Annotated in this window: 10 protein-coding genes and 1 riboswitch; of the genes, 5 read left to right on the forward strand and 5 right to left on the reverse strand. The window is 66.8% G+C overall.

Annotation, left to right across the window (positions count from 1 at the left end):
* Positions 1-128: 128 nt before the first annotated feature.
* Together AC1VNY_RS30410 and AC1VNY_RS30415 are read right to left on the reverse strand one after the other, a co-directional pair.
* Positions 129-902 carry an ABC transporter ATP-binding protein gene (locus AC1VNY_RS30410; protein ID WP_482407922.1) on the reverse strand — a complete coding sequence of 258 codons (774 nt, stop codon included), beginning with the start codon at positions 900-902 and terminating at the stop codon, positions 129-131.
* Positions 899-1942, reverse strand: coding sequence for a FecCD family ABC transporter permease (locus AC1VNY_RS30415; protein ID WP_482407923.1), 1044 nt, complete (start codon positions 1940-1942; stop codon positions 899-901). Before AC1VNY_RS30415 ends, AC1VNY_RS30410 begins: the two co-directional genes overlap by 4 nt.
* A gap of 112 nt (positions 1943-2054) precedes the next feature.
* Positions 2055-2252: riboswitch (cobalamin riboswitch) on the forward strand.
* Positions 2253-2361: 109 nt separating this feature from the next.
* Here AC1VNY_RS30415 and AC1VNY_RS30420 point away from each other — a divergent pair.
* A complete protein-coding gene (locus tag AC1VNY_RS30420; protein ID WP_482407924.1) occupies positions 2362-4629 on the forward strand; it encodes a TonB-dependent receptor in 2268 nt (755 codons plus the stop codon).
* A 112-nt stretch (positions 4630-4741) separates the two neighbouring features.
* Complete coding sequence (locus tag AC1VNY_RS30425) at positions 4742-4915, forward strand: hypothetical protein (protein ID WP_016846987.1); 174 nt, start codon at positions 4742-4744, stop codon at positions 4913-4915.
* A 166-nt stretch (positions 4916-5081) separates the two neighbouring features.
* Here AC1VNY_RS30425 and AC1VNY_RS30430 read toward each other — a convergent pair whose 3' ends face one another.
* Positions 5082-6329 (reverse strand): hypothetical protein, encoded by a 1248-nt coding sequence (locus AC1VNY_RS30430; RefSeq protein WP_482407925.1) that lies wholly within the window; start codon positions 6327-6329, stop codon positions 5082-5084.
* Between the two features lie 226 nt (positions 6330-6555).
* Between AC1VNY_RS30430 and AC1VNY_RS30435 the strand changes: the two genes are divergently transcribed.
* Positions 6556-7794 carry an MFS transporter gene (locus tag AC1VNY_RS30435; RefSeq protein ID WP_482407926.1) on the forward strand — a complete coding sequence of 413 codons (1239 nt, stop codon included), beginning with the start codon at positions 6556-6558 and terminating at the stop codon, positions 7792-7794.
* Positions 7795-7822: 28 nt separating this feature from the next.
* Here AC1VNY_RS30435 and AC1VNY_RS30440 read toward each other — a convergent pair whose 3' ends face one another.
* The gene (locus tag AC1VNY_RS30440; protein ID WP_482407927.1) at positions 7823-8275 is read right to left on the reverse strand and encodes a MarR family winged helix-turn-helix transcriptional regulator; all 453 of its coding nucleotides are present in this window, start codon (positions 8273-8275) and stop codon (positions 7823-7825) included.
* Between the two features lie 76 nt (positions 8276-8351).
* On the opposite strand from AC1VNY_RS30440, the gene AC1VNY_RS30445 reads away from it, so the two are divergent.
* Together AC1VNY_RS30445 and AC1VNY_RS30450 are read left to right on the forward strand one after the other, a co-directional pair.
* Entirely contained in the window at positions 8352-10160 is a 1809-nt protein-coding gene (locus tag AC1VNY_RS30445; protein ID WP_482407928.1) for a chloride channel protein, read from the forward strand.
* A gap of 167 nt (positions 10161-10327) precedes the next feature.
* Complete coding sequence (locus tag AC1VNY_RS30450) at positions 10328-12046, forward strand: N-acyl-D-amino-acid deacylase family protein (RefSeq protein WP_482407929.1); 1719 nt, start codon at positions 10328-10330, stop codon at positions 12044-12046.
* 79 nt (positions 12047-12125) lie between these two features.
* Here the strand turns inward: AC1VNY_RS30450 and AC1VNY_RS30455 are convergent, their stop codons facing one another.
* A complete protein-coding gene (locus tag AC1VNY_RS30455; protein ID WP_304498301.1) occupies positions 12126-13442 on the reverse strand; it encodes an MFS transporter in 1317 nt (438 codons plus the stop codon).
* Between the last annotated feature and the right edge of the window lie 48 nt (positions 13443-13490).

The raw sequence follows: 13490 nt of genomic DNA on the forward strand, positions 1-13490 counted from the left end.
AGAGGTGTATAAGAGACAGAATGAACACTCTGTGAGTGGAGAGAGCCCCCACCCGCTGCGCTCTTCGAGCGCAGCGACCTCCCCCGCAAGCGGGAGAGGTGAAAGCTCGTGGTAAGGCCGTGGCCTCATCACACGTCCGCCCACGGCACGATGACGGCTTCGCGCCGAAATTCGGCACGATAGGCGCTGACCCGGAACACGCTGGCGAGGACGCTCTCCGACAGTGCCTCGACAGGCGCGCCCTGCGCGGCCAGCCGCCCCTCCGCGAGCACCAGCACATGATCGGCGAAGCGCGCGGCGAGCCCGAGATCGTGCGTCACCACGATCACCAGCACGCCGGTGTCGGCGACGTTGCGCAGCTTCTGCATCACGTCGATCTGGTGGCGCGGATCGAGCGAGGCGGTCGGCTCGTCGGCGAGGATCACCGGCGCCTCCACCGCGAGCACCCGGGCCAACGCGACGCGGCTGCGCTCGCCGCCGGAGAGTTCAGTGACGCGACGATCGCTGAATTCAGTGACGTCGACCGCCTGCATCGCTCGCAGCACCGCCTCAATATCCGTCTGCGACAGCCGCGCCGGATCGGTCGCGCCGTGTGGGTAGCGACCGAGCGCGACGATGTCGCGCGCCGGCAGCGGCCAGTGCACCATGTGCCCCTGCGGCAGATAGGCAAAGCGCTTCGCACGCTCGCGCAGCGGCAGCGACGCCAGCGGATCGCCGCCGATCCGGATCTCGCCGTCGGAGGGAATCAGCCCGGCCAGTGCACGCAGCAGCGTGGTCTTGCCGGCGCCGTTCGGCCCGACCAGCGCGACCAGATGGCCCGATGGCAGCGACAGCGAGATATCGTGCAGCACCTTGCGGCTGCCGAGCGAGGCATTGAGAGCGGCGGCGGAGAGCAGCGTCATGCCACGCCTCCGCCGAGCGCGCGGCGTTCGCGCATGATCAGAAAGAGGAAGAACGGCACGCCGATGATCGAGGTCAGCACGCCGACCTTGATGTCCGAGGTCGAGGGGATGATACGCACCGCGATATCGGCCGCGAGCAGCAGCGCTGAACCGGTGAGCGCGCTCGGCACCAAGAGCCGTGCCGGATCGTGACCGATCAGCGGACGCATCAGATGCGGCGCGACGAGGCCGATGAAGCCGATCGTGCCGGTGACCGCGACCGCGCCGCCGACGCCGAGCGCCACGCCCGTGATCACGAGGAGCCGCAACCGCCCGACATCGACGCCGAGGCTCTGCGCCGCCTCCTCGCCAAGCGTCAGCGCGCGGAAGGCGCTCGCCTGGCTGAGCAGGATGGCGGCGCCCGCGACGATGAAAGGCAGTGCCAGCGCCACGTGCTGGAAGCTGCGGTCCTCCAGCGAGCCGAGCAGCCAGAACGCGATCTCCAACACCACGAACGGATTGCTCGAGAGATTCATCACCAGCGCCGTCGCCGCCCCCGCAAAGCTCGAGATCGCGAGCCCGGCGAGGATCAGGATCAAGAGCCCGGCATTGCGGCCGGCGATCGCAAGCAGCGCGAACACGGAGCCGAAGGCGGCGACGATCGCCACCACCGGCAGCGCATAGGAGCGCACATCGGCGAGGCCCAGCGCGATCACCAGCACTGCGCCGAAGGCCGCCGATTGCGGCGCGCCGAACAGCGACGGCGAGGCCAGCGGATTACGCAGCAGCCCTTGCAGCGCCGCGCCTGACAGCCCGAGAATAGCGCCGATCGCGAATGCCAGGATGGTGCGTGGCAGGCGTATCTCGCGCACGATCACCTGCGCCACATCGCTGCCGCCGCCGAACAGCGCCTCGATCACCGCAAGCGGCGACAGCCGCACCGGCCCGATGCCGAGCGAGATCACCAGCAGCAGGACCACGAGGGCAAGCAGCGCCGCGGTGGCGCCCCACCGGCGTCGCGCCGCGACCTCGGCCGCCAAGGCAAAATCCTGCACGCTCATTGAATCCATGCTCTTACAGCGATCGCCGTGGCAGACAAGCGACACTCGACAAAAACCGTGGCCGCCCGGCCGTCGCCTGACTTCCGCCGGATTGACTTTGCTGCCCGGCCGAACCCTAGATGAACATGACGGTTCTTTCATGAGATGAAAAGGGAATGCGGTGCGGGGAAACTTCCCCAACGCCGCGGCTGCCCCCGCAACTGTATGCGGTGAATCCTTCGTCACAGGCCACTGGGAATCTCGGTCCTGGGAAGGCGACGAAGGGTAACGACCCGCGAGCCAGGAGACCTGCCGTCAGCCGTGGTCACACGCGAGGATGCCGGTCGGGGAGTACAGGCATGAGCTTCACCTGATGCCGTGAGCACGATGGTGAGACTGGTTCGCGGTGACGTGCCACTGACGTTGCCGAGGCCTCGCTTATGTTCTCCTTCCCTCTCGATCGGCGGCACCGCGCGCTTCTGCTCGCGTCGACGGTGATCGCGCCGGCTATCCTTGTCCCCGCCGCGCGGGCGCAGCAGGCGCCCGCTCCCGATCAGCTGCCGGCGATCGAAGTCACCAAGCCGGGCGACCAGAACGTCACGCGCGCCAGGCCGGCCGCCGACGAAGCGCCGGCGCCGCGCCGCCCGGCGCCGGGCACCACGCAGAGTAACAATACGGGCAGCGGCAGCGGATCTGGCACGACAGGAACCGGCGTGGCCACCGGAACGGGTGGCAGCGGTAGCGGCCGCCAGTTCGCCGGCATTGTCGGCGCCTCCTCGGCCGTGATCACCGCCGACGACATCGCGCATTCGCCGGTGCAGTCGTTGCCCGAGATCCTCGCGCAGGTGCCGGGCGTGCAGTTGCAAACCCCCTATGGCGGGCCGAATGGCGCCAAGACCTCGGTCGACCTGCGCGGCTTCGGCGCATTCGCGACCGACAACACCCTCTTCCTGCTCAACGGCCGCCGCCTCAACGACGTCGACAAGGCCGGCTTCGACCTCACCACGATCCCGCTCGATTCCATCGAGCGCATCGAGATCACGCGCGGCAACAGCGGCGCGGTGCTCTACGGCGACAACGCGGTGGGCGGCGTGGTCAACATCATCACCAAGACCGGTGTCGGCGGCCCGCCGACGACGATGCGGGCCGAGGGCGGATACGGCTCGTTCAACACCCGCATGGCCGCGGTCTCCGCTGCGCTCAATTCCGGACCGTGGTCCACCTCGTTCTACGGCAACGGCATCAAGTCCGACGGCTACCGCGTCAACAATGCGCTCGACCAGCGCAACGCCGTCGGCAACATCAACTACACCACGCCTGATCTCACCGCCTTCCTCACCGTCACCGGCAGCGACCAGAGGCTCGGCCTACCCGGCGGACGGCTGGTCGATCCGTCGATCGGCGTCAACGAACTGCTCACCGATCGCCGCGGGGCCGCGACGCCCTTCGACTATGCCAACCAGCAAACCGCCAGCGTCACCGCCGGCTTCACCAGGACGCTGATCAACGGCGTCGACCTGATCGTCGACGGCGGCTGGCGGCAGCGCGAGACGCAGAGCGGCTTCTTCGGCAAGGTGCCGACCATCAGCTTCGCTTCGACCTACAATGACGCCGCGCTGCAGACCTGGTCGCTCACGCCGCGGCTCAGCGTCAAGAATGTGATGCTGGGGATGCCGTCGACGATCCTGACCGGCATCGACTATTACGATTCGACCTTCCGCGAGGCGCGCGGCGCCTATCAGGGCGTCGACCCGTTCCACATCTACAATATCGAGCAGCAGAGCGTGGCCGGGTACTGGCAGCACACGATCGGCGTGCTGCCGACGACCGACTTCTCCTACGGCGCGCGTGTGCAGAACACCAGCGTCTCGGCGCGCGATCGCTACGACCCGAGCGCGCCGTTCGCGTTCGACGCGCAGGCTGCGCCGCTCGACAGCAACGAGACGCAATACGCGCTGCATGTCGGCGTCGAGCATCGCCTGACCGACACCTTCTCGGTGTTCGGCCGCGCGGCACGCGCATTCCGCACGCCTGATGTCGACGAACGCGTCGCGTCGGGTCCGTCATTCGACCCGCTGACCTTCGCCCCGATCCCGCAGACCTTCCAGCTCAAGACCCAGACCTCGCAGGACGTCGAGGGCGGCTTTCGCGTCAGGACCAACCGCTTCCAGGTCCAGACCAGCGTCTATCTGATGGATCTCGACAACGAGATCCACTTCAACCCGGTGCTGTTCTTCAACACCAACCTCGACCCCACCCGCCGCTATGGCTCGGAGACCAGCGCGGCGCTCAAGGTCAGCGACAGCGTCACCCTGCGCGGCGGCATGGCGATCACCCGCGCGGTGTTCCGCGAAGGCATCTGGGTCGGCAACGACGTGCCGCTGGTGTCGCGCTACACCGGCAATCTCGGCGTCACCTGGAATATCTGGCAGAACTATCTGGTGTTCGACGCCACGGTGCGGGCCTGGAGCGCGCGCATCATGGACAACGACCAGGCCAACACCCAGAGCCGGATTCCCGGCAACGCCACCGCCGACATCAAACTGAGCGGGCAGTATGACCGCTTCTTCTGGTCGCTGAGCGTGAACAACCTGTTCAACGCGCTCTACTACGACTACGCCATCGCGAGTACGTTCACGGAGGGCCGCTTCTCGGCCTATCCGCTGCCCGGCCGCACCTACATGGTAAAGGCCGGCGCGGCGTTTTAGAGCTGTCCAGTGGGGCGAGGTTTGACCCCGCCGTACCCTCTCATCACGTTACAAGCGTCCGCAAACTGGAGTAGAATTCCGCCAGCTGATTTGACCCGTGCAGGGGAAACGCATGGCCAAGGCCGGAAAGACGAGCAAGGACGGCGCCAAGACCAAAGACAAGACCGACGACAAGTCGAAGAAGCCTCCGCCGCCCGCAGCGCTGCAGGACGATGACTATTACGAGGACGGCGACATCGCCACGCCGAAGCTCGACCGCTACGGCAATGATGACGAGCCATTGTAGGGTTAACGCAACAATTCATTCCCCACGTCGTCCCGGCGAAAGCCGGGACCCATTACCACAGGATTGAGTTGTTGAAGCACCCTGTGGCCCAACGCTGCGCAACAATTAATGTCTGTGGTTATGGGTCCCGGGTCGCGCTTCGCTTGCCCGGGACGACGGGTTGGAGTTAACCGAATTCCTCGCCCTCGATCGCCTTGATGCTGCCGCGATCGAGCAGATGCGCGCCAAAGCCGCCGCGCGCCAGCGATGAGGCGATCTGCGGTGATGCCAGCAGCAACGCCGTGGTCATCGCCAGCGGCACGGCACTGAGCCAGTCGAGCCGCACCGGCGTCAGCTCTTCGCTGCTTCCCCGATAGTGCCCTTCGCCCGTGGCGATCCGGCCGCATTCCCGGATCAGGTCACGCCGTGTGCCATCGCGCGACGCACTGCCGAGCAGCGCCTGCATCGCCAGATGCGTCCGCACCCCGGCGCGGCCCTCGGGCAGCGGCGCCGGGGTCTCGCCGCGCGAGACACGCAGCAGCAAGTCGACCAGATCGACGCCCGACTGAAAGGCGTTCATCGGCTCGACCAGCCGCGGGTTGCAGTCGATCAACAGCGGCGTTGCGCTGTCGAGCGGCATGATGACGTCGACCGAGAGCGCGCCGTGCCAACCAAGATGCGCGCCGATGGTCTCGAGGCCGGCGCGGATCGCCGGCCTGCTCACGCTCTCCTTGATCGCCTCGCCACCGCCCACACCGGCCGCAATCTGGCGGTAGGCATGGAAGCCGACAAGCGTGCCGTGGCAGAACACCGACTGCGCCTTCTCGACCGTGCCGGTGATCAGATCCTGCGCCAGCACCTCGCCGGCGAAATCGTCCGCGGACTCGAGGTCGTAGAGCGCGCGATTGAGATCACCAGCGTCGCGCACGAACCAGACGCCGCGGCTGGCGGTGCCGACCGACGTCTTGACCACGGATGGAAACCGCACCGCCTCGCGCAGTTCCTCGGCCGAGTTCACGATCCGGGTCGGCGGCTGCGGCAGGCCGAGCCGGTCGAGCAGGCGGCTGCAGCCGGCCTTGCTGTGCACGGCGCGATAGCTGGCGAAATCCGGCAGCGCGAGGCCGGAACGTGATGCCAGCCCCGCCGCGGCGCGGGCGAACAGAAAGCCCTGTTCATGGGTCGGCAGCAGCACATCGAAATGCCGCGAGGCCAACAGGCGCTCGACGAAGCGCAGGAAGCCGGCCGGATCTGACCGCAGCGGCGGACAATGGTGGTATTTGCGGACGAAGCGGGAGTAGCGCGCTAGGCACCAGCGCGAGGGGTCGCAAACCTCGACGTGATGGCCGGCCAGCCCCAGGATCGTGATCGCCTCGCGGCCGGAGGTGCTGGAGCCCTCTGACACAAGCACCTGGAGCGGCTTTTTGGCGTCGATCATGACCGATCATCGCCGTGCCGCCGCGCTTTGTCGCCGCATTTAATGCCGCATGTGTCGATCCGGCACGCCCGCGCCGGGGGCAGCCATGCGCCCGCGTTCATGGACAATTAGCGGCCAATCTCTATTTTCGGCGGGCCCTGCCGGGCATTTTGTTTGACGCGTTTTCTTCACGCGAACCAGTGCCCACTTCGCTTGAAAACGCTATGGAACTGGGGTTCTCAAGGACATGGTCGACGTTCTGGCCGCACCGCAGCAAGCGAAAGCCGACAGCGCGCTGCGCACGCTGACGGGGATTTCGGTCGCCCATTGGGTCAGCCATTTCCATATCTTCGTGCTGCCGATGCTGTTCCCGTTCCTGAAGCAGCAGCTCGGCGTCGGCTATGTCGAGCTCGGCCTCGCGCTGACGGTGTTCGCGGTGGTCTCGGGGCTGACCCAGGCGCCGATCGGTTACCTCGCCGACCACATCGGCGCGCGCAAGATCCTCTTGATCGGACTGACCGTGGGCGGTTGCGCGCTGATCGGGCTCGGCCTGCATCTCAGCTATACGTCGCTGATCGTCTGCGCGGTGCTGCTTGGCCTTGCCAACAGCGTCTATCATCCGGCTGACTATGCGATCCTCTCGGCTCATATGGACGAAGCGCGGATGGGCCGCGCATTCTCGATCCACACCTTTGCCGGCTTCCTCGGCGGCGCGGTGGCGCCCGCGATCATGGCAGCGCTCGTCGCCTCGATCGGCGGCCTCGGTGCGCTGATCGTCGCCGGCGCGGTCGGTCCGCTGGTGGCGCTGTTCCTGATCGTGCTCGGCATTCCCGATGCCGGCGCCAACAAGAACAAGTCAAAGGACGACGCCGCGCCGAAGGCGAGCGTGATCACGCCGGCGCTGATGGTGCTGACGGCCTTCTTCACGCTGCTCAGCCTGTCGACCTCGGGCATCAACAATTTCGGCGTGGTCGCACTGATGGGCGGCTACGGCGCGTCGTTCTCGACGGCCAATATCGCGCTGACCGCATTCCTCGGCGCCAGCGCGGCCGGCGTGCTCGCCGGCGGCTATCTCGCCGACTGGACCCACCGCCACAGCCAGGTCGCCGCGGCCTGCTTCGCGGTCAATGCCGTGCTGGTGCTGCTGATTGCGCTGCTCAACCTGGCGCCGGTGGCGCTCACGCTGGCGATGGGGCTGGCCGGATTCCTCGGCGGCGTGATCGCGCCGTCCCGCGACATGATGGTGCGCAACGCGGCGCCGCCCGGCGCCGCCGGCCGCGCCTTCGGCATCGTCTCCACCGGCTTCAACTTCGGCGGCATCGTCAGCCCGCTGCTGTTCGGCTGGATCATGGACCAGCACATGCCGCACTGGGTGTTCGGCGCCTCCGTGGTGTTCATGGTGCTGACCGTGCTGCTTGCCCTGGTCACCGAGCGCAAGCCACAGGCTTCGGCGTATCAGGCCGAGACGGCGATCCCGCGCGCCTGACGCGCGAAACGTCGTGCATGCGACGCGTTCATTCCGACCGTCGCGACAGCACCTGCTTCAGGAGCGGCTCGATCCGCGACAGCTCATCGAGATGGACCGCCGACAATTCGGCGAGATGATCGGCTGCAAGGCCGGTTAATTTCAGCAGCACCCGCCGCTGGTCGGCGGGATCAAGCACGCGCTCGACCAGCCCGGCCTCGGACAGCCGGTCGACCAGTTCGACCGTGGTGTGGTGACGAAGCCGCAGCCGTTCGGCCAGATCGCCGACCGCAACCGGCCCGCCGCCCGGATACCCCCTGATCGCCAGCAAGGCCTGATGCTGCCGCGGCGTCAGGCCCGCGGCCTTCGCGGCATCCTGGCTGAACTCCAGAAAACGGCGGATCAGATAGCGAAATTGCGACAGCGTCTCGTAATCGGCTTGGCTGGGAACCTGCTTTGGGTCCTGCCGCGGCGATTTCGACGGTCCTTTCAACGCTGCCATTCGATGTCTCCCGCTTGTAATTATATCGCAATGCGATATGACGCCGCGTCCACTTCATCCGAGCCTTACGCCACCAATGAGCGTCATTTCCACCAAATCGAGCGCCTCCGCCAAGACCAGTGCCAAAATCGGCGACAAGGCCAGCCACCTGCTGAGCGACTTCACGACCGATCCCCGCGTCGTGGTGATCTCGGCGATCGCCGTGTTCGTCTCCGCCGCCGGCGTGCTGGCCGGTGCGGGACTGCTGCAGCTGATCAAGCTCGCCACCAACATCGCCTATTTCGGCCAATTCAGCTTCGCCGACCTGAAATTGCAGGATTCGCCGCTCGGCCTCTGGACCGTGTTGGTGCCGGTCGCGGGCTCGCTGATCATCGGGCTGATGGCGCGCTTCGGCAGCGAGAAGATCCGCGGGCACGGCATTCCGGAAGCCATCGAAGCTATCCTGCTCGGCCGTTCCCGGCTCGACCCCAAGGTGGCGATCCTGAAGCCCTTGTCGTCGGCGGTGTCGATCGGCACCGGCGGCCCGTTCGGCGCCGAGGGCCCGATCATCATGACCGGCGGGGCGATCGGCTCGCTGATCGCGCAGATGCTCCCGGTCAGCGACAACGAGCGCAAGACCCTGCTGGTGGCGGGCGCCGCCGCCGGCATGACCACCGTGTTCGGCACGCCGATCGCCGCGATCATGCTCGCGGTCGAACTGTTGCTGTTCGAATGGACGCCGCGCAGCTTCATTCCCGTCACCGTCGCCGCCGTGGTGGCGGCGGTCGGGCGCACCTTCCTGCACATGCCCGCGCCGCTGTTTCCGTTCACCGGCGGCGTCGACATCTCGGTGCTGCAGCTCGGCGCCTGGATGCTGATCGGGATCCTTTCCGGGCTGCTGTCGGGCGTGCTCACCCAGCTGGTCTATGGCTGCGAGGACATCTTCCTCAAGCTGCCGATCCACTGGATGTGGTGGCCGCTGATCGGCGGCCTGGTCGTCGGCCTCGGCGGGCTGATCGAACCGCAAGCGCTCGGCGTCGGCTATGACAACCTCGCGTCGATGCTGAGCGGCGAAGTGGTGCTGAAAGCCGCGCTGCTGCTGCTCGTGGTGAAGGCGGTCATCTGGTCGGTCGCGCTCGGCTCGGGCACGTCGGGCGGCGTGCTGGCGCCGCTCCTCATCATGGGCGGCGCGATGGGAACGGCGCTGAGCGGCTATTTGCCCGAAGCGAGCCCCGGCTTCTGGGCGTTGCTGGCGATGGCGGCGACGATGGGCGGCACGATGCGCTCGCCGCTGACCGCGACCTTCTTCGCCGTCGAGCTCACCGGCAACACCCATGTGCTGCTGCCGCTGATCGCGGCCTGCGGCACCGCGCATGGCGTCACGGTGCTGCTGATGCGGCGCTCGATCCTGACCGAGAAGGTGGCGCGGCGCGGCCATCATCTGGTGCGCGAGTACCGTGTCGATCCGTTCGCGCTGACGCGCGTGCGCGACGTCATGACCAAGGCGGTCGAGACCGTCTCCGACACCATGACGCTGCACGGCGCGGCCACCTTCCTGACCAACCCGAAGACCGGTCACCCGAGCTTTCCCGTGGTCGACGCCAACCATCACGTGCTCGGCGTGATCGACCCGCCCTCGGTGCTGCGCTGGCGCCGCGCCGGCAAGCATCGCACCGCGACGCTCAAGCAGCTGCTGGCCGGCAGCAAGATCACCGTCGCCTATCCCGACGAATATCTCGACCGGCTCGCCGACCGCCTGATGCAGGTCAACGTCTCGCATCTGCCTGTGATCTCGCGCGAGGACCAGCGCCTCGTCGGCTATATCGGCTGGAAGGACCTGATGCGCGTGCGCGCGAGGCTGCAGGCCGAAGAGACTCAGAAGACAGCGTTCTTCGGCGCGCGATAGGTTCGCGGCGATTTGCCCGGCGGAACAAATTTCCGCCGGGCGGCAACGCTCGATCCCAGCTGGTAAATCAGCGTCCGCGCATCCCAGAGCTTCATCGGTGCTAGTTGACAGCATAAGGGGCTGACCCATGATGCCGTCAACCAAAAACAGCCTCGGGATGAAATGCCATGACCTCGACCCCAGACCTCGTGATCCGCGGCGGCACGATCGCTGACGGCAAGGGCGGCGACCTCTATGAAGCCGATGTCGCGATCTCAGGCGGCAAGATCACCGAAGTCGGCAAGGTCTCGGCAAAGGGCACGGAAGAGATCGACGCACGCGGCAAGCTCGTGGCGCCCGGCTTCGTCGACGTCCACACCCATTACGACGGCCAGGTGACCTGGAGCCAGGACATCACGCCATCATCGCAGAACGGCGTGACCACGGCGATCATGGGCAATTGCGGCGTCGGCTTCGCGCCGTGCCGGCCGAGCGATCACACCAGGCTGATCCAGCTGATGGAAGGCGTCGAGGACATTCCGGAGCCGGTGCTCTCCGCCGGCATTCCCTGGGCGTGGGAAAGCTTTCCCGACTACATGGAGTGGCTGTCGAAGCGCAGCTTCGACATGGACATCGGCGCGCAGCTGCCGCATGCGGCGCTGCGGGTCTATGTCATGGGCGAGCGTGGCGCGCGCCGCGATCCCGCAACGGCTGCGGACAACAAGGCGATGGCAGCGCTCGCCGGCGACGCCGTGCGCGCGGGCGCGCTGGGTTTCTCCACCTCGCGCACGCTCAATCACCGCACCTCGACCGGCGACTACACGCCGACGCTGAAAGCCGGCGAAGATGAACTGACCGCGATCGCCGGCGCGATGCACGGCGTCGGCCGCAGCGTGCTGCAATTCGTGCTCGACCAGAGCACCGTGCACGAAGACCTGCCGATGATGCTGCGGGTCGCCGAGAACACAAGGTGCCCGATCTCGTTTTCGGTCGCCCAGGCCGACAAGGCGCCGCGGCGCTGGCGGCAGACCATGGACACCATCAATGAAGCCGCCGCGCGCGGCCTGTCGATCACGACCCAGATCGCGGCGCGGCCGGTCGGGCTGCTGCTCGGGCTCGAATTGTCGCGCAACCCGTTCCAGACCCATCCGAGCTATCGCGAGATCGCCAGGCTACCGCTGGCCGAGCGGCTCGCGCAGCTGCGCCGGCCCGAGGTGCGCGCGGCGATCCTGAGCGAGAGCGCAACGGCAACCGACGATCCGCTGTTCTTCCGCCCGAACTACGACAAGATGTATCTCCTGGGTAATCCGCCGGACTATGAGCAGCCCCCGGAGAATGCGCTCGGGCCGCAAGCGCGCCGCCAGGGCCGGCAGCCGGAAGAGCTCGCCTATGACGCGATGCTGACCGACGAGGGCCGCGGCATGCTCTACGTGCCGTTCCTGAACTATGCCGACGGCAACCTCGACGCCGTGCATGAGATGCTGCGCGAGCCGAGCGCCGTGCCCGGCCTCTCCGACGGCGGCGCGCATTGCGGCATCATCTGCGATGCCAGCTTCCCGACCTATCTCTTGACGCACTGGACGCGCGACCGCAGCCGCGGCGAGAAGCTCTCGATCCCGTTCGTCGTCGCGGCGCAGTCGCGCAAGACCGCGCTGTCGGTCGGTCTGCATGATCGCGGCGTGATCGCTCCGGGCTTCAAGGCCGACGTCAACGTGATCGATTACGACCGGCTGCATTTGCACCCGCCGAAGGTGCATTACGACCTGCCGGTCGGCGGCCGCCGCCTCTTGCAGCAGGTAGACGGCTATGACGCCACCATCGTGTCGGGCATCGTGACCCAGCGCGAGGGCAAGGCCACCGGCGCACGCCCGGGCAAGCTCGTCCGCGGCGCGCGGGGATTGAATTAAGACAAGACAGTCGCGGCAAACACCCGCCTCTCCCCTTGTGGGAGAGGCAAGGTGCAGCAAGTCTCTAAGGGTGCGCCCCTTACGTCGGCGACATCGCGCCTTTGATCGTGTCTGCCGGCTGCGACGTGCCGGTCAGGCGCGCGCGCTCGGTGTTCGGCCACAGCAGCAGCAGGCCGAGCAGGCCGGAGCCGGCCATGATCGCCGCGTTGATGGTGAAGCCGGACATGTAGCCGGCCATCGGCGTGGCCGCGTGCTGGATCACATTGCCCATCACCATCGGCGCCAGGATGCCCGAGATCGTGTAGAGCGCGCCGTAGATCGCGATGATGGCGCCGCGCTGCGACACCGGCGTGAACTCGCCGAGCATCGGCGGGCACACCACATAGATCGAGCCGCACAGGCCCGAGCCGATCACAAGGAGCGCGATCATGATCCCACCGGGCGGCGCATAGGGCAGCATTGCGAGAATGGCGCCGCCGACGATCAGCGGCACCGAGCCGAGCACGCCGCGCGCACCGCGGGTGGTGAAGCCGCGCGTCAGCATCAGCTGCGAGATCCACCCCGTGAGCAGCACGATCGTCGCGCCGAAGATCCAGGGCAGGATCGAGACGAAGCCGGCCTGGTGCTGCGAGAAGCCGAGCCCCTCGATGATGAAGGACGTGAACCAGGTGAGCCCGAGCGACAGCGCCCAATAGGCGCCGAAGGTTGCCACCACGCAGCCGATGAAGGTGCGCGAGGTCAAAAGCTTCAAATAAGGAATCCGCGGCTCGTCGGCCGTCACGGCAGACGTCGACACCAGCGGCCCTTCCTTGCCGAGTGCGAACCAGGCGACGGCCCAGATCAGGCCGACGATGCCGAGCGCGCCGAAGGCGTGATGCCAGCTGTGATTGACGATGATCCAGTTCAGCGCGGGCACGGCGAGGATCACGCCGAATGCGGAGCCCTGCGACAGGATCGCGGTCGGCAGCGTGCGCTTCTCGTCCGGAAACCATTTGTAGATCGCGTGCGCGGCGACCGAGAACGCCGGCCCCTCGCCGGCGCCGAGGATGATGCGGCAGATCACCAGCGTCGTGAAGCTGACGGTGCCGACCATCGGAAATTGCGCCAGCGACCAGATCACCGCCAGGATCAGCAGCACCCAGCGGGTGGCGACGCGATTGACGATGAAGCCGACCACGATCGCCGAGATCGAGAACAGCAGGAAGAATGACGAACCGAGATCGCCGAACTGCTCCTGGGTGAGGCCCATTTCCTTCTTGATCGGCACGCCGGCGAGCCCGACCACGATCTTGTCGGCAAAGTTCACCACCATGAACAGGAATAGAAGGAAGGTGATTTGCCAGGCGCCCTTCGGCGTCCCCTCTGACGTCCTCTTGGACGTCGCTTGCGTCGTCATGTCCGGCTCCCCGTCGTTTTCGTTTTTGGCTTCGTAAAATCGGCCCCG

Source organism: Bradyrhizobium ferriligni (genome assembly GCF_056837965.1).

Coding starts and splice junctions, on each gene's coding strand:
- AC1VNY_RS30410 (WP_482407922.1), bottom strand. CDS start 902: ATGACGCTGCTCTCCGCCGCCGCTCTCAATGCCTCGCTCGGCAGCCGC.
- AC1VNY_RS30415 (WP_482407923.1), bottom strand. CDS start 1,942: ATGAGCGTGCAGGATTTTGCCTTGGCGGCCGAGGTCGCGGCGCGACGC.
- AC1VNY_RS30420 (WP_482407924.1), top strand. CDS start 2,362: ATGTTCTCCTTCCCTCTCGATCGGCGGCACCGCGCGCTTCTGCTCGCG.
- AC1VNY_RS30425 (WP_016846987.1), top strand. CDS start 4,742: ATGGCCAAGGCCGGAAAGACGAGCAAGGACGGCGCCAAGACCAAAGAC.
- AC1VNY_RS30430 (WP_482407925.1), bottom strand. CDS start 6,329: ATGATCGACGCCAAAAAGCCGCTCCAGGTGCTTGTGTCAGAGGGCTCC.
- AC1VNY_RS30435 (WP_482407926.1), top strand. CDS start 6,556: ATGGTCGACGTTCTGGCCGCACCGCAGCAAGCGAAAGCCGACAGCGCG.
- AC1VNY_RS30440 (WP_482407927.1), bottom strand. CDS start 8,275: ATGGCAGCGTTGAAAGGACCGTCGAAATCGCCGCGGCAGGACCCAAAG.
- AC1VNY_RS30445 (WP_482407928.1), top strand. CDS start 8,352: ATGAGCGTCATTTCCACCAAATCGAGCGCCTCCGCCAAGACCAGTGCC.
- AC1VNY_RS30450 (WP_482407929.1), top strand. CDS start 10,328: ATGACCTCGACCCCAGACCTCGTGATCCGCGGCGGCACGATCGCTGAC.
- AC1VNY_RS30455 (WP_304498301.1), bottom strand. CDS start 13,442: ATGACGACGCAAGCGACGTCCAAGAGGACGTCAGAGGGGACGCCGAAG.